Annotated in this window: 19 protein-coding genes; 13 read left to right on the top strand and 6 right to left on the bottom strand. The window is 69.4% G+C overall.

Annotation, left to right across the window (positions count from 1 at the left end):
* Nucleotides 1-327 precede the first annotated feature (327 nt).
* Nucleotides 328-810 (top strand): MarR family winged helix-turn-helix transcriptional regulator, encoded by a 483-nt coding sequence (locus tag FBZ83_RS03035; protein ID WP_145681010.1) that lies wholly within the window; start codon nucleotides 328-330, stop codon nucleotides 808-810.
* A gap of 329 nt (nucleotides 811-1,139) precedes the next feature.
* Here FBZ83_RS03035 and FBZ83_RS03030 read toward each other — a convergent pair whose 3' ends face one another.
* Together FBZ83_RS03030 and FBZ83_RS03025 are read right to left on the bottom strand one after the other, a co-directional pair.
* Nucleotides 1,140-1,520 (bottom strand): hypothetical protein, encoded by a 381-nt coding sequence (locus FBZ83_RS03030; RefSeq protein WP_145681009.1) that lies wholly within the window; start codon nucleotides 1,518-1,520, stop codon nucleotides 1,140-1,142.
* A gap of 121 nt (nucleotides 1,521-1,641) precedes the next feature.
* Nucleotides 1,642-3,252, bottom strand: coding sequence for a L,D-transpeptidase family protein (locus FBZ83_RS03025; RefSeq protein WP_145681008.1), 1,611 nt, complete (start codon nucleotides 3,250-3,252; stop codon nucleotides 1,642-1,644).
* A 365-nt stretch (nucleotides 3,253-3,617) separates the two neighbouring features.
* Between FBZ83_RS03025 and FBZ83_RS03020 the strand changes: the two genes are divergently transcribed.
* Entirely contained in the window at nucleotides 3,618-4,751 is a 1,134-nt protein-coding gene (locus tag FBZ83_RS03020; RefSeq protein WP_145681007.1) for a D-alanyl-D-alanine carboxypeptidase family protein, read from the top strand.
* A gap of 10 nt (nucleotides 4,752-4,761) precedes the next feature.
* Here the strand turns inward: FBZ83_RS03020 and FBZ83_RS03015 are convergent, their stop codons facing one another.
* Complete coding sequence (locus FBZ83_RS03015; protein ID WP_145672669.1) at nucleotides 4,762-5,070, bottom strand: SelT/SelW/SelH family protein; 309 nt, start codon at nucleotides 5,068-5,070, stop codon at nucleotides 4,762-4,764.
* Nucleotides 5,071-5,257: 187 nt separating this feature from the next.
* Here FBZ83_RS03015 and FBZ83_RS03010 point away from each other — a divergent pair, with 187 nt between their 5' ends.
* The 3 genes from FBZ83_RS03010 (at nucleotide 5,258) to FBZ83_RS03000 (ending at nucleotide 8,613) form a co-directional block, all read left to right on the top strand.
* A complete protein-coding gene (locus FBZ83_RS03010; RefSeq protein WP_145681006.1) occupies nucleotides 5,258-5,704 on the top strand; it encodes a hypothetical protein in 447 nt (148 codons plus the stop codon).
* 138 nt (nucleotides 5,705-5,842) lie between these two features.
* Complete coding sequence (locus FBZ83_RS03005; protein ID WP_145681005.1) at nucleotides 5,843-6,883, top strand: ABC transporter substrate-binding protein; 1,041 nt, start codon at nucleotides 5,843-5,845, stop codon at nucleotides 6,881-6,883.
* A 2-nt stretch (nucleotides 6,884-6,885) separates the two neighbouring features.
* Nucleotides 6,886-8,613, top strand: a complete 1,728-nt coding sequence (locus tag FBZ83_RS03000) for an ABC transporter permease (RefSeq protein WP_145681004.1) — start codon at nucleotides 6,886-6,888, stop codon at nucleotides 8,611-8,613.
* Between the two features lie 28 nt (nucleotides 8,614-8,641).
* Here FBZ83_RS03000 and FBZ83_RS02995 read toward each other — a convergent pair whose 3' ends face one another.
* Nucleotides 8,642-9,724, bottom strand: a complete 1,083-nt coding sequence (locus tag FBZ83_RS02995; RefSeq protein ID WP_145681003.1) for an ABC transporter ATP-binding protein — start codon at nucleotides 9,722-9,724, stop codon at nucleotides 8,642-8,644.
* Nucleotides 9,725-9,807: 83 nt separating this feature from the next.
* Between FBZ83_RS02995 and FBZ83_RS02990 the strand changes: the two genes are divergently transcribed.
* The 3 genes from FBZ83_RS02990 (at nucleotide 9,808) to FBZ83_RS02980 (ending at nucleotide 13,578) form a co-directional block, all read left to right on the top strand.
* Nucleotides 9,808-10,902: an MBL fold metallo-hydrolase gene (locus tag FBZ83_RS02990; RefSeq protein WP_247888112.1), complete on the top strand. Its 1,095-nt coding sequence runs from the start codon at nucleotides 9,808-9,810 to the stop codon at nucleotides 10,900-10,902.
* A 63-nt stretch (nucleotides 10,903-10,965) separates the two neighbouring features.
* Nucleotides 10,966-12,213: a cation:proton antiporter gene (locus tag FBZ83_RS02985; RefSeq protein ID WP_145681001.1), complete on the top strand. Its 1,248-nt coding sequence runs from the start codon at nucleotides 10,966-10,968 to the stop codon at nucleotides 12,211-12,213.
* Nucleotides 12,214-12,342: 129 nt separating this feature from the next.
* Complete coding sequence (locus tag FBZ83_RS02980) at nucleotides 12,343-13,578, top strand: YeeE/YedE family protein (protein ID WP_145681000.1); 1,236 nt, start codon at nucleotides 12,343-12,345, stop codon at nucleotides 13,576-13,578.
* Nucleotides 13,579-13,659: 81 nt separating this feature from the next.
* Here the strand turns inward: FBZ83_RS02980 and FBZ83_RS02975 are convergent, their stop codons facing one another.
* Together FBZ83_RS02975 and FBZ83_RS02970 are read right to left on the bottom strand one after the other, a co-directional pair.
* Nucleotides 13,660-15,012, bottom strand: coding sequence for a calcium-binding protein (locus FBZ83_RS02975; RefSeq protein WP_211101613.1), 1,353 nt, complete (start codon nucleotides 15,010-15,012; stop codon nucleotides 13,660-13,662).
* Between the two features lie 187 nt (nucleotides 15,013-15,199).
* Entirely contained in the window at nucleotides 15,200-16,117 is a 918-nt protein-coding gene (locus FBZ83_RS02970) for a LysR substrate-binding domain-containing protein (protein ID WP_145680998.1), read from the bottom strand.
* Between the two features lie 134 nt (nucleotides 16,118-16,251).
* Here FBZ83_RS02970 and FBZ83_RS02965 point away from each other — a divergent pair, with 134 nt between their 5' ends.
* From FBZ83_RS02965 to dgcN, 5 genes are all read left to right on the top strand, one after another.
* Nucleotides 16,252-17,367 carry an S-(hydroxymethyl)glutathione dehydrogenase/class III alcohol dehydrogenase gene (locus tag FBZ83_RS02965; protein ID WP_173400351.1) on the top strand — a complete coding sequence of 372 codons (1,116 nt, stop codon included), beginning with the start codon at nucleotides 16,252-16,254 and terminating at the stop codon, nucleotides 17,365-17,367.
* 7 nt (nucleotides 17,368-17,374) lie between these two features.
* Nucleotides 17,375-18,238, top strand: coding sequence for an S-formylglutathione hydrolase (gene fghA / locus FBZ83_RS02960; RefSeq protein WP_145680997.1), 864 nt, complete (start codon nucleotides 17,375-17,377; stop codon nucleotides 18,236-18,238).
* A gap of 134 nt (nucleotides 18,239-18,372) precedes the next feature.
* On the top strand, nucleotides 18,373-19,350 hold the full coding sequence (locus FBZ83_RS02955; protein WP_247888128.1) for a TAXI family TRAP transporter solute-binding subunit: 978 nt from the start codon (nucleotides 18,373-18,375) through the stop codon (nucleotides 19,348-19,350).
* 236 nt (nucleotides 19,351-19,586) lie between these two features.
* The gene (locus FBZ83_RS02945) at nucleotides 19,587-21,662 is read left to right on the top strand and encodes a TRAP transporter permease (RefSeq protein ID WP_145680995.1); all 2,076 of its coding nucleotides are present in this window, start codon (nucleotides 19,587-19,589) and stop codon (nucleotides 21,660-21,662) included.
* Nucleotides 21,663-21,712: 50 nt separating this feature from the next.
* Nucleotides 21,713-22,726: an N-acetyltransferase DgcN gene (gene dgcN, locus FBZ83_RS02940; protein WP_145680994.1), complete on the top strand. Its 1,014-nt coding sequence runs from the start codon at nucleotides 21,713-21,715 to the stop codon at nucleotides 22,724-22,726.
* The last annotated feature ends 13 nt before the right edge of the window (nucleotides 22,727-22,739 follow it).

Genomic DNA, 22,739 nt, shown 5'->3' with positions numbered 1-22,739 from the left:
GTCTTTCCACGCGAGCCGACCATGCCATGGAGCCGCAATCCCTCTTACCAAGCCATCCTTTTGCTGCGCCGGCACAGCCGGGAGTGCCGCGGGTTGGAAACGCGCGAGTATCTGGTCGCGGTGGAGCGCCGGATGGTTCAACTCCTTGATTTGGAGCGGCGCGAGACGCGCGACGGCGCGGCAGCGCCGATCTGTCAGGCGGCGGAGTGACCTCGCCTTTCGTCATATTTCAGAACGGTAATGTCGTAAGGCGCTCCTGAAACACAACCGACACAGATCGGTGTTAAAGGCCAACGTGTCGTTCATTGACACGAGGCCACCGCGTTCATGGCTCTCCCGACCGAAATGGCCGGCACCGATTCTGCCGACGGCAGGGAGGGTTGCGACGTCGCCCTTTGCACCGTGCCCGCAGAGTCCATCCACAGCCGCATCCGCCGCGTTCATCAGCGGGCCACCGCCATGCTGAGCGAAGCTCTGACCGCCTTCAACCTGACGGCACCGCAATGGGCGGCGCTGGCGGCGCTGCACCAGCATGGGCCGATGTCGCAGATCGACCTTGGCCGCAGCATCGCGATGGACCCCGCCACCATGCAGGGGGTCGTGGTGCGGCTGATCGACCGCGGCTACCTCCTGCGCAGCCCCGACAGCCTGGACCGCCGCCGCAACCTCGTCCGGCTGGCCGACAGCGGACGCCGGGTGGTGGAGGCGGCCGGGCCGGCCATCGCCCAGGCGGAAGCCGAACTGACCCGGCGCCTGTCCGCGGACGACCGGACCCGGCTGGCCGAACTGCTGGCCCGCCTGTGCGCGTGAGCTCCGGCCGTTTCCCGGAGGTTATGTCGCAACGGTCTGTGGGGCCAATGGTCCGGGTTAGCCCGAGTTATGCACATTCGCCTGAACGGCGTCCTTGACTCTGCGAATGTTGCTTTTTTGTTTTTCCGGACCGGTTCGAAACCGTTGAAACCCGCAAAAGTCGGGCAATTCCGCCTTTTCAGCAGTGCCTGAAATTTGGGCAACTTGGTCAAGGTCGCGGATTCCCGGCCATGCTCACAGGTTGCTCCCGGATTCGCTCACAGAGTTACCCACAGCTTCTGGGGATATCCCGATATTGCGGATAGAGTTGCCCGCCGACGGCCCCCACCTCAACCGGTCACCCGCCACTGGCCGTCCGGATCGAGGCAGGCGGTTCCGACCAGCGTCGCGGGGCGTCCGCCGACGACGCCGGGCATCTGGAAATCGCGGCAAGGGCGCCCGCCGGGGCCGAGATAGGTGGGGGAGGTCCGGGTGGCCAAAGGCGCCGCCGGAACCGGCTGGGGGACCGGCCCATAGACCACGGGCGGCGGCACGTAGAGGGGGGGCGGGACATAGAGGGGCGGCGGAAAGCCAAAGGCCAGCGGCAGCGAGACGCTGAAGCCGAAGAAGTTCCCCCCATGCCAGCCGCCGGCCAGCGCCGGCGCCGGCATCATCAGAAGGGCGGGCAGGAGCAGGGCGCACAGCCGCGCCGGAGTCGGGAAGGGGATCATCGCGCACCTCCACCGCGGCGCGGGACGGGACGCCGCCATAAGCATAGATGGGAAATGAAAAAGGCGCCGTCGAGACGGCGCCTTTTCTACGTTCGGCAAAGCGTGCTCCTGTGCGGGGGCGTCACATCGCCGTGCGGACGGCCTCGGCCCCGTTGCGCGTGTCGGCGGCGCGGGCCGGGGTGGCCGTGGAGGAGGACTGGGCGGGCGCCGGGGCCGGAGTCGCCTGCGGGGCGGCGGCCGGGGTCGGGCGGACGGGCTTGGGCTCCACCCGGCGCGGGGCCGAGACGGTGCCCGCGGCGGCCGGGGCCTGGGTGGCCGAGGTTGGAGCGGACGGGCTGGAGGGCACGTCGTCGTAGATGCCCGGATGCACCCGCACGGTGCCGTCGCTCTCGACCGTGGAGGTCCAGTAGACGAAGCGGACCGGCACGGCGTTGGGCAGGGAGACCGTCTTGGTCTTGCCGCTGTCGAGCTGCCGCTCGATCGCCGCCGAGTCGAGCTTGGCGGGGCGCAGCAGCGTCTCCGCGACCATCCGCGCGTCGGCCAGCCGCACGCAGCCGGAGCTGGCGGCGCGCAGGTCGCGCTCGAACAGCCGCGGGTCGTTGGTGCCGTGCAGGAAGATGCCGTCGCCGTTGGTCAGGTTGAAGCGGAAGCGGCCGAGCGCGTTGTCGTCGCCGGGCTTCTGGACGATGCGGATGCGCTCCGGCGTCACCTGCCACCAGTTGATGCTCTCCGGCACCACCTCGACCCCGTCCAGATAGACGACGGCGTCCTTGATGCCGGTGTTGCCCTTCTTGCGCAGCACCGGCAGCTTGTCCTCGACCAGAACGGTCGGCGGCACGGTCCAGGTCGGGTTGATCGTCACGCTGGTGACGCGGTCCTGGAGCAGCGGGGTCTGGCGCGACGGCCGGCCGACCACGGCGCGCATGGTGAAGTTCAGCTTGCCGCGCTCGATGAAGGACACGGTCTGGCTGGGCAGGTTGACCAGGATCACCGTGTCCGGAACCGACGCCTGGAAGGCGCGCATCGACGCGGTGGCGCCGCGCATCAGCTTGGCGGCCTCCTTGGGCGTGCGGTCGAGCGCCTGGCGCGTGACCTCGCCGACCTTGCCGTCCTGCATCAGCCCTTCGGAGAGCTGGAAGGCGCGGACGGCGGTTTCGAGGTTGTCGTCGAAGGTCTCCGTCCACTGCTCCTGGTTCAGGAAGCCCAGCTCGATCAGCCGGGTGGACAGGCGGCCGACGCGGTCGGCGGCGCGCGCCCGCACCTGGATGGTCAGGGCCGGGGGCGGCGGCAGCACCTCCACCACCGTGCCGGGCGTCGCCGTTCCGCTCAGCGCGTTGCCGGGCGTCGCCGACGGATCGGCCTGCGGGATCGGCTCGGCGGGCGGGGTCACGACGACCGTCGGTGCGGTCCCGGCGGCGGGGGCGGTGCCCTCCGGCACGTCGGACGGGCGCACCGGGCCGGGAGCCACCACGTCGACCATGCCGCCGTCGCCCTTCTTCAGGACGGAGCCGTAACCGACGCGCGTCTGCTGCACGCGCGGCATGCCCTCCAGCTCGGCGGCGCGCTGGTCGATCCGCGCGATCCAGGTTCCCACGACATCCCGGCCCGTGGAGGTGCCCGAAGCGGTGGACGGCGCGGCCTGAGCGGGCAGGGCGAGCAGCCCGGCGAGGAGGCCCACGGCGATCCTCGCTCCGAGGGCGGGCCGGGCGCAGGTGCGAATGGTCGTCAGCATAATCGAAGCATCCCACGCGGCGATGAACAGACGGCTAACAAAAGGCTCTGTCCGGACGTGAGGTCGCATGGACGACACGCGGGAACCAGCGCCCTTTCGGCATAAGACATCTGACGTCCGCGGCGGCGCGGCACAAGTGACATCGCGTCGGATGATGCTTCTGTGCCACAATGTGCACAGCAGAGTTGCCGCTGCGACACAGGCAACCGCGGAGCCGTGGGCGATCGATGGGTACCAGCTGATTGGTAAACGGCACCGCTCACGCCGGAACCGCAAAATCACACAAGGCGCCAGAGATTCGACACATTTTTTGTTAACCGCTTTCAGGGTACAGGAGGCGACCATCTCTCCATCCGGTCGCCATCATGCCGCGTTCGCCGTACGGTTTCGTTCTGCCGCTGCTTCTGTCCCTGGCCGTCGCCACGCCCGTCGCCGTCAATCCCGTGGACGCCCTCGCCAAGGCGGCCCAGGAGACGGTGCACAAGCAGGCGCCCAAGCCCACCGCCAAGACGGCCGCCAAGGCTGCGCCCCAGAAGGCTGCGGCCTCCAAGACCGCGGCGAAACCCGCCGCCGTCCGGACCGCGCACAAGGTCGCCACTCATAAGGCGGCCACTCACAAGGCCTCTTTGCGCAAGGCCGCCGTCCACCGCACCGGCAAGGCGCGCCGCGCGGGCCGGGTCGCCGCCGGAGCCGCCGCCGGCACCGTGGCGGGGGCCGCCGTCTTCCGTCCAGTCCACGCCTATGTGCTGATGGACGCGCAGTCGGGCCGGGTCCTCGATTCGGAGAACGCCGATACGCTGACCTATCCGGCGTCGCTGACCAAGATGATGACCCTGCTCCTGACCTTCGAGGCGCTGGAGCGGGGCACGCTGCGGCTGGACCAGGAACTGCCGGTGTCGCGCCACGCCACCAACCAGAAGCCGTCGCGCCTGAACCTCGCCGTCGGTTCGACCATCCGGGTGGAGGACGCGATCCTCGCCCTGACCGTGAAGTCGGCCAACGACGTCGCCGTCGTGCTCGCCGAAGCGATGGGCGGCAGCGAGGAGCAGTTCGCCGAGATGATGACGGCGAAGGCGCAGGCGCTGGGCATGGCCAGCACCACCTTCCGCAACGCCTCCGGCCTGCCGCACAAGGAGCAGCGCACCACAGCCCGCGACATGGCCCGCCTGTCGCGCGCCATCGTGTCCCGCCCGGCGCGGGAATACGCCTACTTCTCGCGCACGCGCTTCGACTGGAACGGCACGGTGGTGCCCGGCCACAACCGGCTGCTCGGCCGCGTCGAAGGCTACGACGGCATCAAGACGGGCTTCATCAACCTCAGCGGCTTCAACCTCGCCGGCAGCGCCAGCCGCAACGGCCAGCGTCTGGTCGCCGTCGTGCTGGGCGGCACGACCGCCGCCTCCCGCGACCGCGAGGTCGCCGAATTGCTGGAGCAGGGCTTCGGCGCCGCGCCGCCCAAGCAGACGGTGGCCGTCACCGACGTGAAGGCCGTCCGCTAAGCGATCCCCCTTACGGCTCCGCCGGCCGCTTGCGGTCGGCGTGGCCCAGGGGCTTGTCGGGGGCGATGTGATCGCGCACCCGCTGCTTCAGTTCGGTGATGTCGGGGAAGCGGCCCTCCGCCTTGCGCGACCAGACCACAGCCTCGCCGTGCCGCACCTCGAAGATGCCCCCGGTGCCGGGCATCAGGGTGACGCCGCCCAACTCGTCCTCGAAGGTGGTCAGAAGCTCCTGCGCCATCCAGGCGGCGCGCAGCATCCAGCGGCACTGGCGGCAATATTCGATTTGAAGGATGGGCCGGTCGGGGGCTTCGCTGGTCACGGTCCGCGCTCCTTTCGCTATGGCGGTTGTTCTGAGGGTGCTGCCGAACGGCTTGTCTACCAAGCCCTTCGCGCGATTCTGTTGGAAAAGGGGCGTAGCGGCCTCCCCACAGAGCGGTATCGCCAAAGACGCTTTGCTTCATGCCCCCTTCCGGCGCTTTCCTGAAGCTGGAGCAACGGGGTGGAGCATGCCGGTACACACAGCCAAGCGTCTGTGGAGCGAGGAAGCGGGCTGCGGATTCTGCATGCGGTCGGAAACCGGTTCCCTGTGGTGCCGGGGCCTGTGCCGTGACATCTCCCTGGCCGAACTTGTCCACCGCGTTCACGCGGTCCGCGACAACGCCATGCGGCTGGAGGTCTCCACCCTGCTGGTGACGCGGCCGGCGCCCCTGCACGCCGTGCCCGACGACAAGAACGCCCCCGCCGCCCGCGCCGCCCAGCTCCGCGGTGCGGCGGTGGACAGCATGGTCCGCAGCCTGTACCGCCTGCGCAAGAGCGCCACCGCGGTGGCGCGCTCCGCCGACCGGCTGGAGGCCACCCGCAACGCGCTGGGCCTCGGCAAGGACGAAACCGCGTCCGCCGCCCCCCCTTCCGCGGGCCGTCCCCTTTCCCTGTGCCGTCCCAATCGGGTATGACGCTGCAAGACCGTCCGGAACGGCCGCCGTCACGCGGCTGTCATGGTTCTGGCGTAAACAAGGGCCTTCGTTCGCATACCGGGGCACTCCAGTGAGGCTCCGGACCGGCGGAGACGACCAGAGAGGGAAACGGGAGACATGAAGGCCAAGCGCACACACCTTGCCGCGGCGTTCGCGGCCATCGGGACGACCATCGCCGCCGCCGCCGGCGCGTTTCTGCTGGCCTTGCCCGCCCAGGCTGCCGCCCAGACCACCGCCGACAAGCTGGCCGGCAAGCTGGTCCTCTACACCTCGCAGCTCGAAGCCGACGCGAAGCAGACGGTGGACGCCTTCAAGGCCAAGAACCCCGGCGTCGAGGTCGAGTGGGTCCGCAGCGGCACGACGGAGCTGATGAACAAGCTCCGCGCCGAGATCGCCGCCGGCAGCCCGCAGGCCGACCTGCTGCTGATCGCCGACGCGGTGACCATGGAGTCGCTGAAGGCGGAGAAGCGCCTGCTGGCCTACACGGACGCGCCGGTCCAGGGCTACCGCCCCGGCACCCACGATCCGGACGGCACCTGGTTCGCCACCAAGCTGATCACCACCGGCATCGCCTACAACACGGCGGCGCCGATGAAGCCCTCCTCCTGGCTTGACCTGCTGAAGCCGGAAGCCAAGGGCACCACCGTGATGCCCAGCCCCCTCTATTCCGGCGCCGCGGCCATCCACATGGCCGCCGTGAAGGAGCAGCCGGATCTCGGCATGGCCTTCTACGAGAAGCTCCAGGCCAACGGCACCACCGCGGCCAAGGGCAACGGCGGCATCCTGAAGTCGGTGGCCAGCGGCGAGAAGCTGTACGGCGTCATCGTCGATTACCTGCCGATCCGCGAGCAGGCCAAGGGCGCCCCGGTCGCCTTCGTCTTCCCCAAGGAGGGCGTCAGCGCGGTGACCGAGCCGGTGGCCATCCTGAACACCAGCAAGAATCCCGACGCCGCCAAGGCCTTCATCGCCTTCCTGCTGAGCAAGGAGGGCCAGGAGCTGGCCTCCCGTCAGGGCTTCCTGCCGGCGCTGCCGGGGGTGGCGCCGCCGGCCGGCTTCCCGGACACCTCCTTCATCTCGCTGATGCCCTATGACCCGGCCAAGGCCCTGAAGGACGACGAGGCCAACAAGAAGGACTTCGCCGACCTGTTCGGCGGCTAAGGATGAGTTTGGCAACACTCAACGACCGGCGGCCTTTCCACGCCGCCGGTCGTTTTTCCGTTTCCGGGGCGCCGCTGCTGTTCGCGCTGGCCGGGCTGATCGTCCTGCTGCCGATCCTGCGGCTGGTGTGGGAGGTCGCCGGGCCGATGGCCGGGGGCGACCTGACGGCGCTGACCCGCGTGCTGACCTCCAAGATGACGTGGCGCGCCACCGGGAACAGCGTCGCCATCGCGGCGGGGGCGACGGTCGTGGCGGCGGCGCTCGGCGTGCCCTTCGCGCTGCTCTGCGGGTTGACCGACCTGCGCGGCAAGACGGCGCTGGCCTTCTGCTTGATCCTGCCGCTGATGATTCCGGCGCAGATCGTCGCCCTGTCGTGGATTCACCTTGCCGGTTCGGGCAGCCCGCTGCTGAAGCCGCTGGGCCTCGCCCCGGCGCCGGGCACGCCGAACCCGGTCTATTCCTCCGCCGGGATGATCCTGGTGATGGGGATCGAGCACGCGCCGCTGGTCTTCCTGGCGCTGCGCGCCGCCCTGCGCGCCGTGCCGCGCGATCTGGTGGAGGCGGCGCAGGCGGCGGGCGCCCGGCGCGGGCGGGTGCTGCGCACCATCGTCCTGCCGCTCAGCCTGCCGGGGCTGGCCGCCGGGCTGGCCTTGTCCTTCGTCGCGGCGCTGGGCAATTTCGGGGTTCCGGCGCTGCTCGGCATCCCGGCGGGGATTCCGGTGCTGCCGACGCTGATCTACCGGCGGCTGGCCGGGTTCGGCCCGTCCGTCCTGCCGGAGGTTGCGGTTCTGGCCGTGCTGATCGGCGCCATCGCCTGCGTCGGCATCGCCGCGCAGATGGCGCTCCAGGCGCGGGTGGACGCGCGGGTGATCGGCGGCTCGGCGCCCGCGGCGGTGCTGCGGCTGGGCCGGGCGCGGCGCCCCTTGGAGATCCTCTGCTGGACCGTGGTCGCGTTGATCCTGGCAGCACCGCTGGCGGCGCTGGCCTCGACCAGCCTGATCCGCGTCTATGGCCTGCCGCTGGGACCGGAGACGGCGACGCTGGCGCATTACGCGACGGTTCTGGGGCTCGATCAGGTGGGACGGGCCTTCACCAATTCCTTCGTGCTGTCGGGGGCGGCGGCGCTGCTGCTGGTCCTGCTGGCGATCCCGCTGGCCCACGCGATGGCCGGGCCGGGAAAAGGCGGGCGGCTGGTCCGCGCCGTCGGCGTGCTGATCGAGCTGCCGCACGCGGTGCCCGGCGTTGTGCTGGCGATCGGCTGCATCCTGGTCTTCCTGAAGCCGTTGCCGCTGCTGGGCGTCGGCCTCTACGGCACGCTGGGGATCATCCTGGCGGCCTATCTGGCGCGATTCCTGTCGCTGGCCCTGCGCCCGGCCCAGGCCGCCTGCGCCGCGCTGGACCCGGCGATGGAGGAGGCGGCGCGCGCCTGCGGCGCCGGGCCGCTGCGCCGCCTGCGCACCATCGTGGCGCCGCTGGTGGCGCCGGCGGCGGCGGCGGGCGGGGTGCTGGTGTTCCTGACCGCCTTCAACGAGCTGACCGTGTCGATCCTGCTGTGGTCGCAGGGGCGGGAGACGCTGGGCGTCGTCGTCTACGCGCTGGAGGAGGGCGGCAGCCCGACGCTCGCCGCCGCGCTCAGCGTGGTGACCATCGCGGTGGTCGTGGCGGTGCTGCTGGCGGTCGGCTGGCTGGGGCGGAGGTTGCCGGCGGGGATCATTCCCTGGCGGGGATGAGGGGCTGAACGGGGCCCCCACCCTCACCTCACAGCCCCTCCGGCACCACCCAGCCGTCGCGCACCGCGAGGCGCAGCGCCTCGCCCGGCGCGACCTGCGCGTCGCCGGACACCCGCAGCAGCAGGCGCACGCCCGGTGCTGCCTGCGGTTCGGCCTCCACCAGCACGAAGCCGCCCTTGTAGGCGGCGCGCACCACGGTCGCGGCGATGGGACCGTCCGCCGCCGGCTCCAGATCCTCGGGCCGCAGGCAGACCAGCGCCGGCCCCTCCGGTTGGCCGGCACGGCAGCGGACCAGCGCGTCCGCCCCGAACAGGCGCACCCGCGCGCGGCCGTCGGCGACCGGACCCGTCACCACGCCGTCCACCACCGCGCCCTGGCCGACGAAGCCGGCGACCATGCGTGTCGCCGGTTCGCGGTAGAGCGTGCGGGGCGCCGCCACCTGGGCCAGCCGCCCGCGGTCGAGCACAGCGATGCGCGTCGCCAGCGCCATCGCCTCCGCCTGATCGTGGGTGACGTAGACCATGGTGGCGCCGGTCTTGGCGTGGAAGTCGGCGAACTCCTCCTCCATCGCCGCGCGCAGATGCACGTCGAGGTTGGCGAGCGGTTCGTCCAGCAGCACCAGCTCCGGGCTCATCACGAGGCAGCGGGCCAGCGCCACGCGCTGCCGCTGGCCGCCCGACAGCTCGGCGGGGTGGCGGGCGTCGAAGCCCGACAGCCCCACCGTGTCGAGCGCGGCGCGCACCCGCGTCTCGCGCTCCGCGCGGGGAACGCGGGCGGTCTCCAGCGGGTAGGCGACGTTGCCGGCCACCGTCATGTGCGGCCACAGCGCGTAGGACTGGAAGACGAGGCCGATCCGCCGCTCCTCCGGCGGGACGTGGGTGCCGGGGCCGGACAGGGTTCGGCCACCGACCGTGATGCGCCCGCCGTCCAGCCGCTCGAACCCGGCGACCATGCGCAGCAGCGTGCTTTTCCCGCAGCCCGACGGGCCGAGCAGGGCGAGGAACTCCCCCGCCGCCACGTCGATGGTCACGCCGTCCACCGCGGGAGCGGGTGTCCCGGCATAGTGGCGGGAAGCGTCGTCGATCAGCAGGGCGGGAGTCTGAGTGGTCATGGCACCGGAAGTCGCGCTATTCAGGAAGGCGGCGAGGGATAGGCACAGTGCGGAACGGGGGCGTGATGTCAAGTGACGCTGCTATGACGGGGCGTGGACAGAAGGTCCGGCTGCGCGCCTTGTCGGGCCTGGGGAACAAGGGGCCGGCCTGCTTCCTGGCGATGATCGGCGGGGCGCGGTTGCTGCTCGACCTCGGCGAGGGGCCGGACGCCGGGCGCTTGCCGCCGCTGAGCGGGGCGGGGCGGGTGGACGCCATCCTGGTCACCCACACCCACGGCGACCACGCCGGTGCGCTGGGCCTGCGCCACCGGGTCGGCAGCCCGCCGGTCTACGCCACACCGCTGGCCGCCCGCCTCCTGCCGCCGACCGTCGCGGCCCTGCCGCTGCCGGTGCGCGGAACGGTGGAGATTCAGGGCGTGCCGGTGACCACCGGGCGGTCCGGCCACGCGCCGGGCGGGGTGTGGATTCACCTGGGCACGGAGGACGGCGGGATTCTCTACATGGGCGACCATTCCGACGAGTCGGCCTTGTTCCCCTTCGACCCGCCGCCGCCGGCGCGACGGGTGATCCTCGACGCCTCCTACGGGCTGGACGACACCCCGCAGGCGGAGCGGCTGGCCGCGCTGGAGCCCTTCCTTCACGCGGGCGGCGCGCTGTTCCCGGTGGCGGCGGACGGGCGCGGGCCGGAGATGGCCCTGTGGGCGCTGGAGCATGGCGTCGTCCCGGCCATCGACGACGCCCACCGTGCCGCCATCGCCCATCTTCTGGCGGAGGCCGACACCGCCCTGCGGCCCGGCGCGGAGGAACGTCTGCGCCGGCTGCTCGACCGCGCCAAGGAACCGGGCGATCCGCGCGACGTGACCTTCGCCGCCGGCCCCAACGCCACCAGCGGCACCGCCGCCGAGTTGGTGGAGCGCTGGGCCGGGTTGGAAGCACCGGACATCGTCTTCACCGGCTACCTTGCCGAGGGCACCCCGTCGCGGACCCTGGTCGACGCGGGCCGTGCCCGCTACCGGCGCTGGAACGTCCACCCGACGCTGCGCCAGCTGACGGCGCTTGTGGCCGCCACGGGGGCGGAGCGGGTGCTGCCCGCCTTCGGCGACATCCGGCACCGGGAGGGCTGGCGGGCCGCCTTCGCCCCGGCCACCCTGGAGGGGCTGGACGACCCGGAGGTCTGACGCGCGAGAGGATCGCCGCGGACATCCTGTTGGCATGGCTTGTCCCTTTGCCGACGGATGTCCATGGGCACGTTCGAGTTGCTGTCCATCCTCCTGACCCTGGCGGCGCTGTTCAGCTTCGCCAGCCGCGGCTTGCTCGGCCTGCCGGCGACGGCGGGGGTGTTCCTGCTGGCCTTCGGCTTTGCCTTCGCGACGGCGGTGGTCGGGACGCTGGTGCCGGCCATCGACATCCGCGTCTGGGAGGAGCGTCTGGTGACCAGCGCCCACCTGCCCGAAGCGCTGCTGGAAGGGGTGCTGGCCTTCCTGCTGTTCGCCGGGGCGGTGGAACAGGACAGCGGCACGCTGTGGCGGCGGCGCTGGGCGGTGGCGCTGCTGGCGACGCTGGGTGTCGTGATCTCGACCGCCGTCATGGGCACCGGGATGTGGCTGGTCTTCGACGCCATGGACCAGCCGGTGCCGCTGATCTGGTGTCTGGTGCTGGGGGCGGCGCTGGCGCCGACCGACCCGGTGGCGGTGCTGGCGGTGCTGCGCAAGGCGCCGCTGCCGGAAGGGCTGCGCACCGCCATCGCGGGGGAGAGCCTGTTCAACGACGGCATGGGGGTGGTGCTGTTCGCCCTGCTGCTCGGGCTGGCCACCGGGACCGACACCGATGTGACGGTGCTGGGTGTCGCCTGGGACATCGTGAAGGAGGCAGGCGGCGGCGTCCTGCTCGGGCTGGCGACCGGCTCGATCGCCTTCTGGGCGAAGAGCCGGGCGGATGATCCGGCGGTGGAACTGTCGATCTCGCTCGCCCTGGCGGCGGCGACCTACAGCCTCGCCCAGCGGCTCGGCCTGTCCGGCCCGATCGCGGTCGTGGTGGCGGGGCTGCTGATCGGCAACACCGCCAAGCACCACGTCTCGTCGGAGCGGACCGGCTTCATCATGAAGGCCTTCTGGTCGATGGTGGACGCCATCCTGAACGCCATCCTGTTCATGCTGGTCGGGTTGGAGGCTGCCGTGGTGCTGTCCTGGCAGGCGCCGGTGATGGCCGCGGCGTTCGTGGCGCCGCTGCTGGCGCTGGTGGCCCGGCTGGCGAGCGTTCTGCCCGTGGTCGCCGTCCATCTGCGCAGTGAGCGCAAGGCGGCGGTCACCGCGGTCCTGACCTGGGGCGGGGTGCGCGGCGGCATCGCCGTGGCGCTGGTGCTGTCGCTGCCCGACAACCCGCACCGCGACCTGCTGCTGGTCGCCTGCTACGCCGTCGTCGCCTTCACCATCATCGTGCAGAGCCTGACGCTCGGCCGGCTGGCCCGTCGCCTGTTCCCCGAGGGCTGACGGGCCATCCCGCGCAGGACAGGGATGCGCAGAACGGCCTTTCCTGTGGAAAGCATCCTATTATCTACTGAAATCAATCAGGCAATCGCCTTTATCAACGCATCATTTTTGTTGTTTTGGAGTGTCGGGATGACGGACACGACTCTGGGCCGGGCGGCGGGTTCGGCCACGCTTCTGCCGGGCATCGACTGGCGGGTGGTCGCCGTGGCGCTGCTCGCCCTGGTGGGCGGCGGCCTGTGGATCGGCGACGCCGTGTCGGGGCGGCAGGCGGCGCTCTATCTGGTGGGCGGCGCCATGGGCCTCGTGCTCTACCACGCGCTGTTCGGCTTCACCTCCGCCTTCCGCGTCTTTATCGCCGACCGGCGCGGGGCGGGGCTGCGGGCGCAGATGGTCATGCTGGCCGTGGCCTGCGCGCTGTTCTTCCCGGTGCTGGCGGCGGGGACGCTGTTCGGCACGCCGGTGAAGGGGCTGGTGTCGCCGGTCGGCCTGTCGGTGGTGGCCGGGGCCTTCCTGTTCGGCATCGGCATGCAGCTCGGCGGCGGCTGCGCCTCGGGCACGCTGTTCACGGTGGGCGGCGGCAGTACGCGCATGGTCGTGACGCTGGCCTTCTTCATCGTCGGCTCGGTGCTGGGCGCCTATCACCTGCCCTGGTGGCAGGCGCAATGGACCGCCGCCCCGGTGTCGGTGGTCGCGGCCTGGGGCTGGCCGGTGGCGCTGGCGGTCAACCTGGCCATTTTTGCCGCGGTCTATGCCGGCACCCTCGCGCTGGAGAAGCGGCGCCACGGCCGCCTGATCGAGGGCGCTCCGGCCAGGACCGAAGGGCTGCGGCGCTTTCTGCGCGGCCCCTGGCCGCTGGTCTGGGGCGCGGTCGCCCTGGCCGTGCTGAACTTCGCGACGCTGGCGCTGGCTGGGCGCCCGTGGGGCATCACCTCGGCCTTCGCCCTGTGGGGCAGCAAGGGGCTGGCCGCGCTGGGCGTGGACGTCGCTTCCTGGCCCTTCTGGCAGGCGCCGGCCCAAGCCAGGGCGTTGCAGGACAGCGTGCTGGCCGACGTCACCTCGGTGATGGATTTCGGCATCATCCTGGGCGCGCTGCTCGCCGCCGGTCTGGCCGGCAAGTTCGCCCCGGTGTGGAAGCTGCCGCTGCGGTCGCTGGTGGCGGCGGTGGTCGGCGGGCTGCTGCTCGGCTACGGCTCGCGCCTCGCCTATGGCTGCAACATCGGCGCCTATTTCAGCGGGATCGCGTCGGGCAGCCTGCACGGCTGGGTGTGGATCGTGGCGGCGCTGGCCGGGAATTATCTGGGCACCGCCCTGCGCCCGTTCTTCGGCCTGGAGGTCGAGCGCACGCCGCGTCCGACCGCCTGCTGAACGACATCAAGGGCGCCCGTGACGTGTCAAGGCGGCGAACCGGTGGGCACTCCGGTTCGCCGCATGCCGATCGGGACGACGTTATGAGCCGTACGGAATCGACACGATGTCCGACGCCGACAGCGTCCTGACGTTCAGCGTCGCGATCGCGATTGCCGCACCGGAACCGGTACCATCGGCGTCAAAGGACAGAACGCCGGTCGTGGTGTTGAAGATGAATCGGTCGTTGGCGTCGACCGGGGCATCCAGCGCAAACAGATCGGCATTCAGCGTCCCATCAGGAAGATTGCCGTACGACCAGCCGTAGATTTCGATGCGATCCACTCCGCTCTCGAAATCCTGGATGGTGTCACTCCCCTTGTCATACCGAAGGAATCGGAAGGCATCCGCGCCGGCGCCACCGATCAAAAGGTCGTTGCCGTTCCCTCCAATGAGGGTATCGTCGCCCTTCCCCCCGGAAAGCGTGTCGTTGCCTTCCCATCCGTCCAGCCGGTTGGCCGCCGTGTTGCCGATCAGGGTGTCGCCGCTGTAGGAACCCTGAACATTCTCGATGCCGCTGAATCGGTCGCCTTCGGCAGCGCCTCCGCTTCCGATCCCGGTGGTCAGATTCACGGTGACGGCCGCTCCGGAGCGGCTGAAATAGGCCATATCGATCCCGTCTCCGCCGACGATCAGATCGGCCCCGACGCCTCCTTCGAAGGAATCATTTCCTGCTCCGCCGCGCAGAGTATCATTGGCGCTGCCTCCGACCAGCCAATCGTTTCCGGCCCCTGCATTGATCTCGACGGAGACCGTACGGTAATCACCGTAGAAATAATCGTCTCCGTCACCACCGTAGACCCGTTCGACGTTCCAAACATCCAGGTCGATGTAGACGGGATTGCTTCCTTGCACGACAAGGGTGTCGTATCCATCGCCACCATCGCCCCAATCACTGTAACCGTCGATGTACAGGCGGTCGTTCCCATCGCCTCCCAACAGTGTGTCGAAGCCCGGGCCTCCGACGAGCGTGTCGTCACCGGCGCCCCCCTGAAGCAGATCGTCGCCGTCTCCTCCACGCAACGTGTCATTGAAATCACCGCCGGTGATGGTGTCGTTCCCGCCGCGCCCATCAATAAGGACGCCTTCGGTCGCGCCGATGGCGGTCAGCACATCGTCGCCCGCGCTGCCGTAGGCGCGCTCGATTTCCGTGGCGGCGAGATCCAGTGTGATGCCGACCGCTCCTTGCACAACGACGGTGTCGATGCCGGCCCCCCCACTGATGAGCAGATCATCCGCATCGATGTACAGGCGGTCGTCTCCATCGCCACCACGCAGGGTGTCCGCCCCTTTCCCACCGATCAGCGTGTCGTTCCCTTCCAAGCCAGAAAGGTCGTCGTCGTTCCGTGTGCCCCGCAATTCATCCGCATCCGGGGTCCCGACAATTACCGGCATCGTCATCTCCTGATCGATCTTGTTTTTGCAACCAGCCGTAAGGCAACTTGAAAATAGAGATCGGACAGGGGTGACTGATGTGACGGTCGTCACTCCTATTGAGGGTTTCTTGTGGGATATTTTGTCGCATAAAGTGTTTTTTTGGAAATGACTTTCCAAAGAGATCGACGACCGAGCTCCTCGGTGATCAACGGTACTCCGGCCGCCGGGCCAGCCCTTCCTTCAAATGCTGAATCAGAAGCCGCACCTTGGGCGACAGGTGGCGCTGCGGCGGGTAGACCGCCCAGACGGCGGTGTTGGGCGGGCGATGGGCCTCCAGAAGGGCGACCAGCCGGCCCGCCGTCAGATGCTCGACCACATAGTAATCGGGCAACTGGCACAGCCCGAAGCCGCGCAGCGCCGCGTCCAGCACCGCCGTGCCGCTGTTGCAGCGCCAGCGCCCCTGCGGTCGGAACAGCCATTCCGGGCCGTTTCCTTCCAGGCCGCCATCCTCCAGCGATCCCGCGTCGAAGGTCCAGCCATCCGCGGTGCCGGTCAGGCAGTCGTGCTCGGCGAGGTCGGCCAGCCGGCGCGGCGTCCCGCGCCGCTCCAGATAGGAGGGGGCGGCGCACAGATGCATGACCCGCGGCGCGATCCGCGTGGCGACGAGGCTGGAATCCATCAGCCGGCCCAGCCGCACCGCCAAATCCACCCCCTCATGCACCAGATCCAGCCGGCGGTTGGTCAGCTCGATCTCGACGCGGAGCTGGGGGTGGAGCTCCAGGAAATCGTTGACCAGCGGGACGACGAACCGCTCGCCGTAGGCCACCGCGCAGGTCAGCCGCAGCAGGCCCTTGGGCTCCGCCTGAAGGTCGCTGACGGCGAGCAGCGCCTCGTCCCGCTCCTCGATCAGGCGGCGGCAGTGAGCGAGCAGGGAGCGGCCGGCCTCGGTCAGAGTCACGCTGCGGGTGGTGCGGTAGAACAGGCGGGCCTGCAGCCGGTCCTCCAGCCGCGCCACCTGCCGGCTGACCTGCGAGGAGGAGATGCGCAGCCGTTCCGCCGCGCGGGAGAAGCCGCCGCACTCGGCGACCGCCACGAACTCGTCGATGCCATCCCAGCGGCTCACCCGTCAAACCCCCAATTCCGCGCCGATTATCCCCATACGGCAACAATCCTCTCCAACATTGCAGCGTTGTCAACGCGCGCGGAATGCTAACGTCGATCATCAAAGAAACGCGAACGCATGGAGACGGTGGGATGGTGAAGTCACGCGCGGCGGTGGCCTGGGAGGCGAAGCGCCCCCTGGAGATCGAAGAGGTCGAGGTCGCGGCGCCCAGGCAGGGCGAGGTTCTGGTGCGCATCGTCGCCACCGGCGTCTGCCACACCGACGCCTACACCCTGTCCGGCATGGATTCGGAAGGCGTGTTCCCGGCGATCCTGGGCCATGAGGGCGCCGGCATCGTCGAGGAGGTCGGGCCGGGCGTCACCTCCGTCCAGGTCGGCGACCATGTGATCCCGCTCTACACGCCGGAATGCGGCAAGTGCAAATTCTGCCTGTCGGGCAAGACCAACCTCTGCCAGGCGATCCGCGCCACCCAGGGCAAGGGTCTGATGCCGGACGGCACCAGCCGCTTCACGGCGAAGGGCCAGCCGGTGTTCCACTACATGGGCACCTCCACCTTCTCCGAATACACGGTGCTGCCGGAGATCGCGGTCGCCAAGATCAACAAGGCGGCCCCGCTGGAGAAGGTCTGCCTGCTCGGCTGCGGCGTGACCACCGGCATGGGTGCCGTGCGCAACACGGCGAAGGTCGAGCCGGGCTCGACGGTCGCCATTTTCGGCCTGGGCGGCATCGGCTTGTCGGCGATCATCGGCGCCGTCATGGCGAAGGCGTCGCGCATCATCGGCATCGACATCAACCCCGACAAGTTCGAGATCGCCAAGCAGCTCGGCGCCACCGACGTGGTGAACCCGAAGGACTACGACCGCCCGATCCAGGAGGTTCTGGTCGAGATGACCGACGGCGGCGTTGATTACAGCTTCGAGTGCATCGGCAACGTCAAGGTGATGCGCGCGGCGCTGGAATGCTGCCACAAGGGCTGGGGCGAGTCGGTGATCATCGGCGTCGCCGGGGCCGGGGAGGAAATCAGCACCCGCCCGTTCCAGCTGGTCACCGGGCGCGTCTGGCGCGGCTCCGCCTTCGGCGGCGTGCGCGGCCGCTCGGAGCTGCCGGATTACGTGGAGCGCTACCTGAAGGGCGAGTTCGAGCTGGACACCTTCATCACCCACACCATGGGGCTGGAGGACATCAACAAGGCCTTCGACCTGATGCATGAGGGCAAGAGCATCCGTTCCGTCATCCTCTACAACCCGTGAGGACCGGATGGAGTCGCAACTGACCCAGATCGCGGCGAACCGCTGCTTCGGCGGCTGGCACAAGCGCTTCCGGCACCGCTCCGCGGTGTTGGACTGCGACATGGTGTTCGCCGTCTATCTGCCGCCGCAGGCCGAATCGGGCGCCAAATCGGGCAAGGTGCCGGTGTTCTACTGGCTGTCCGGCCTGACCTGCACCGATGAGAACTTCATGCAGAAGGCCGGCGCCATGCGGATGGCGGCGGAACTCGGCATCGCCATCGTCGCGCCGGACACCAGCCCGCGCGGCCCCGACGTGCCCGGCGACCCGGACGGCGCCTGGGACTTCGGGCTGGGCGCCGGCTTCTACGTCAACGCGACGCGGGAGCCGTGGGCGAAGCATTACCGCATGCACGACTATGTGGTGCGGGAACTGCCGGCGCTGGTCGAGGCGGAACTGCCGGTGACCGACCGGCGCTCCATCTCCGGCCATTCCATGGGCGGGCACGGCGCGCTGGTCTGTGCGCTGCGCAACCCCGGCCGCTACCGCGCCGTGTCGGCCTTCGCGCCGATCGGCAACCCGGCCAGCGTGCCCTGGGGCGAGAAGGCGTTCGAGCGCTTCTTCGGCACCGACTACGCCGCGTGGCTGGAGTGGGACAGCTGCGCCCTGCTGGGCCGCGCCACCGAGAGGCTGCCGATCCTGGTGGACCAGGGCGACGCCGACAGCTTCCTGGAGAAGCAGCTGAAGCCGGAAAACCTGCAGCGGGCGGCGGAGGCGGCGGGCCACCCGCTCACCCTGCGGATGCAGCCGGGCTACGACCACAGCTACTTCTTCATCGCCAGCTTCATCGACGACCACCTGCGCCACCACGCGGCGGCGCTGCTGGCGGACTGACGCGTTTCGTCCGCACATGCGGTCCGGAATGGGCCGTATGTGCGGACGGGACACCCATTCGTGTCGACAAGCCTCCTACCCAAAGGCATGATTTCGTTACGACGCGAAATAATTGGGAGGTTGTCGTGAAGTTCATGTCCAAGACCCGCCGTCTGGCGTTCGCCGCCATGGCGGGCGCGGTCGCCATCGGCGCCACCGTCGCCGTGGCGCAGACCCCGGCTTTCTTCCGCATCGGCACGGGCGGCACCGCCGGCACCTACTATCCGGTGGGCGGTCTGATCGCCAACGTCATCTCCGGCACCAACGGCGGCGTGCCCGGTCTGGTGGCCACCGCCGTGGCCTCCAACGGCTCCGTCGCCAACATCAACGCGATCAACGGCGGCTCGTCCGAGTCGGGCTTCTCGCAGTCGGACGTCGCCTATTGGGCCCACACCGGCACCGGCCTGTTTGAGGGCAAGGGCAAGGTGGAGGACCTGCGCGTCATCGCCACGCTCTACCCGGAAACCATCCATCTGGTCGCCCGCAAGGACGCCAACATCAAGTCGGTCGCCGACCTGAAGGGCAAGCGGGTGTCGCTGGACGAGCCGGGCTCGGGCACGCTGGTCGACGCGCGCATCGTGCTCGGCGCCTTCGGCCTGACCGAGAAGGACGTGAAGGCGGAGTATCTGAAGCCGGGTCCGGCGGGTGACCGCCTGCGCGACGGCGCGCTGGACGCGTATTTCTTCGTCGGCGGCTACCCGACCGGCGCCATCTCCGAACTGGCGACCTCGTCGGGCATCTCGCTGGTGCCGATCACCGGTCCGGAAGTCGACAAGATGCTGGGCCAGTACCAGTTCTTCGCCAAGGACACCGTTCCGGCCAGCACCTACAAGGACGTTCCGGAGACGGCGACCATCTCGGTCAACGCCCAGTGGCTGACCAGCGCCAAGCAGCCGGACGATCTCGTCTACAACATCGTCAAGACGCTCTACAACGAGAAGAGCCGCGCCGCGCTCGACGCCGGCCACGCCAAGGGCAAGCTCGTCACGTTGAAGAACGCCACCTCGGGCCTCGGCATCCCGCTGCATCCGGGCGCGGAGAAGTTCTACAAGGAACAGGGCGTCCTGAAGTAAGGCGCACCTTCCTTGCTTTTTCTCATGCCGCATCCGACCAGTAAAACCCTCTCCCCTCCGCTCACGCGCAAACGTAGTTTGCGCTGACGCGACAGGCGGACCTTCGGTCCGCCGAAAGCGGGGAGAGGGTGGCCCGAAGGGCCGGTGAGGGGGATGCGCTTTTGCCGAACTTTCCCACACGCGCAACCCCCTCACCCTGCCCCTCTCCCCAGAGGGGAGAGGGGAATGGAGCATCCATGACCGATACCCATCGCGATCCGCCGCCCGACATCCGGCTGGATTCCGCGTCCATGGAACTCGACGAGGCCAAGGCGCGGGAGCTGGAGGAGAAGTTCGACTCCGAGATCCGCTTCCGGCCGCTGTCGCCGCTGGCCGGGCATCTGGTCGGCGGCCTGCTGATCATTCTGTCGCTGTTCCATTACTACACCGCCGGCTTCGGCCTCCTTCCGGAGATGGAGCATCGCGGCATCCATCTCTCCTTCGTGCTCGGCCTCGTCTTCCTGGTCTTCCCTTTCACCAAGCGCGGCTACGGCGAGCCGGTGATGGGCACGCTGCTGCGCCCGCTCGGCATCGGCCTTCAGGACTGGGCGCTGGCCATCGGCGCGGTCGTCGCGGTGATGCATGTCCCGCTGATCCCGCTCGACGATCTGGCCTTCCGCGTCGGCAACCCGACCACCACCGACGTCATCCTCGGCTCCATCCTGATCGTCGTATTGCTGGAGGCGACCCGCCGCTCGGTCGGCTGGCCGCTGCCGATCATTTCGCTGATCTTCATGAGCTACGCGATCTGGGGGCCGCAGATGCCCGGGCTGCTGAAGCATCCCGGCGCCACGGTCTCGCAGCTCGTCGACCATCTCTACTTGACGACGCAGGGCGTTTACGGCATCGCGCTCGGCGTGGTGGCGACCTACGTCTTCCACTTCGTGCTGTTCGGCGTCTTCGCCACGCGCATCGGGCTGGGTCAGCTCTTCCTCGACTGCGCGGCCTGGGTGGCCGGGCGTTACGCCGGCGGTCCCGCCAAGGTCGCCATCTTCGGGTCGGCGCTGTTCGGCATGATCTCCGGCTCCTCGGTCGCCAACACGGTGACGGTCGGCTCGCTGACCATCCCGGCGATGAAGCGGATGGGCTACAAGCCGCATTTCGCCGCCGCCGTGGAATCGACGGCCTCCACCGGTGGGCAGATCACCCCGCCGATCATGGGCGCCGCTGCCTTCCTGATGATCGAGTTCCTGGGGCTGCCCTACACGACCATCATCATGGCGGCCATCGTCCCGGCCTTCATGCATTTCTTCGGCGTGCTGGTGCAGGTGCATTTCGAGGCCAAGCGCAACGGCCTGCGCGGCCTGCGCCCCGACGAGATGCCGGACCTGAAGGAGGCCTTCCGCCGCGACTGGCCGACGGTCATTCCGCTGGTCGTGCTGATCGGCATCCTGATCGCCGGCTACACGCCCTACATGGCGGCCTTCTGGGGCATCACCCTGTGCATCGCGGTCGGCCTGCTGAACCCGCGCAAACGCATGACCATCCGGGAGGTTCTGGACGGCCTGCGCGACGGCGCCAAATACGCGCTGGCGGTCGGCGCCGCCGCCGCCACGGTGGGCATCATCGTCGGCGTGGTCACGTTGACCGGCGTCGGCTTCAAGATCTCCTACATCGTCACCTCCACCGCGGGCGAGATGGCGGTGTGGGCGGGGGCCTTCCTGCCGGGCTGGCTGGCCGACGCCAAGGCTCTGACGCTGCTGTTCACCCTGATCATGACCGGCGTGGTCTGCATCCTGATGGGCTGCGGCATCCCGACGACGGCCAACTACATCATCATGGCGACCATCGCCGCTCCGGCGCTCGGCCTGCTGGGCGTGGCGCCGATCGTGGCGCATTTCTTCGTCTTCTATTACGGCGTGCTGGCCGACATCACGCCGCCGGTGGCGCTGGCCGCCTACGCCGCGGCGGGCATGGCGGGGGCCGACCCCTTCAAGACCGGCAACACCGCCTTCCGGCTGGGTCTGGCGAAGGCGCTGGTGCCCTTCGTCTTCGTCTTCTCGCCGTCGCTGCTGCTGGTGGCGCCGGGCTTCACCTGGCCGGACTTCTTCATCGCCTTCCTCGGCTGCATCGTCGGCATCGTCTGCCTGGGCGCCACCCTGACCGGCTGGCTGCTGACCAACATGCGGACCTGGGAGCGGGTGATGCTCGGTATCGCCGCCATCCTGCTGGTGACGCCGGAACTGTATTCGTCGCTGCTGGGGCTGGCGCTGATCGTGCCCGTCCTGCTCCGCCAGATGTCCGCCCGCCGATTGACGCCCGAGCCGGCCTGACGCCCGAGCCCGCCTGAAGAACAACCGGTCTCTTCGAGAGGACCCGACAAATGAACATTCCCCATCCCTACCTGATGTTCCTCGGCGACGTTCAGGACCAGCTCGGCGCCAAGACCGCGCAGGGCATCGTGGACTGGCGGCCCGACTGGTGCCTCGGCCAGATCCGGCTGGAGGGCTGCAAGGCCGACCTCGGCATCCCCGACATGACCATCGCCGAGGCGGCGGGGCAGGGCGCCCGCACGCTGGTGGTCGGCGTGGTGAACGCCGGCGGTGTCCTGCCGGAGCATTGGACGAGCGTCATCGTCCAGGCCATCGAGTCCGGCATGGACGTGGCGAGCGGCCTGCACACCCGGCTGGAAAGCATCCCGGCGATTGCCGAGGCGGCGGCGCGCCATGGCCGCCAGCTTTTCAACGTGCGCCATTCCGACCAGCGCTTCGCCACCGGCAAAGGGACCAAGCGTCCGGGCCGGCGGCTGCTGACGGTGGGCACCGACTGCTCCGTGGGCAAGAAGTACACGGCGCTGGCCCTGGAAAAGGAAATGCGCGCCCGCGGCATGGACGCGGATTTCCGCGCCACCGGCCAGACCGGCGTGTTCATCTCCGGGCGCGGGGTCGCCATCGACGCGGTGGTGGCCGACTTCATCTCCGGTGCGGTGGAGTGGATCGCCCCGGCGGCCGACCCGACCCATTGGGACCTGATCGAGGGGCAGGGCTCGCTCTACCACCCGTCCTTCGCGGGCGTGTCGCTGGGGCTGCTGCACGGCGCCCAGCCCGACGCCTTCGTCGTCTGCCACGAGCCGACCCGCAGCACCATGCGCGGCGTGCAGCACCCGCTGCCGTCGATCCAGGAAGTCATCGACCTGACGATCCGCTGCGGACGGCTGACCAACCCGGCCATCCGCCCGGTTGGAATCGCCATCAACACCAAGGCCTATGGCGAGGACGAGGCGCGCGCCTGCCTGGAGGCGGCGGCCAAGGCCCATGACCTTCCGGCCAGTGACCCTATCCGGTTTGGCGTAGGCGAAATTATTGACCGTCTGACGGAAGAATTTGCCACTGAGTAACGTTAATAGGGGA

The sequence above is a fragment of the Azospirillum brasilense genome (assembly GCF_007827815.1).
In the GTDB taxonomy this organism is placed as follows: Bacteria; Pseudomonadota; Alphaproteobacteria; order Azospirillales; family Azospirillaceae; genus Azospirillum; species Azospirillum brasilense_C.
The sequence above is the reverse complement of the archived record's forward strand: the minus strand, read 5'-3'. Positions and strand labels throughout refer to the sequence as shown.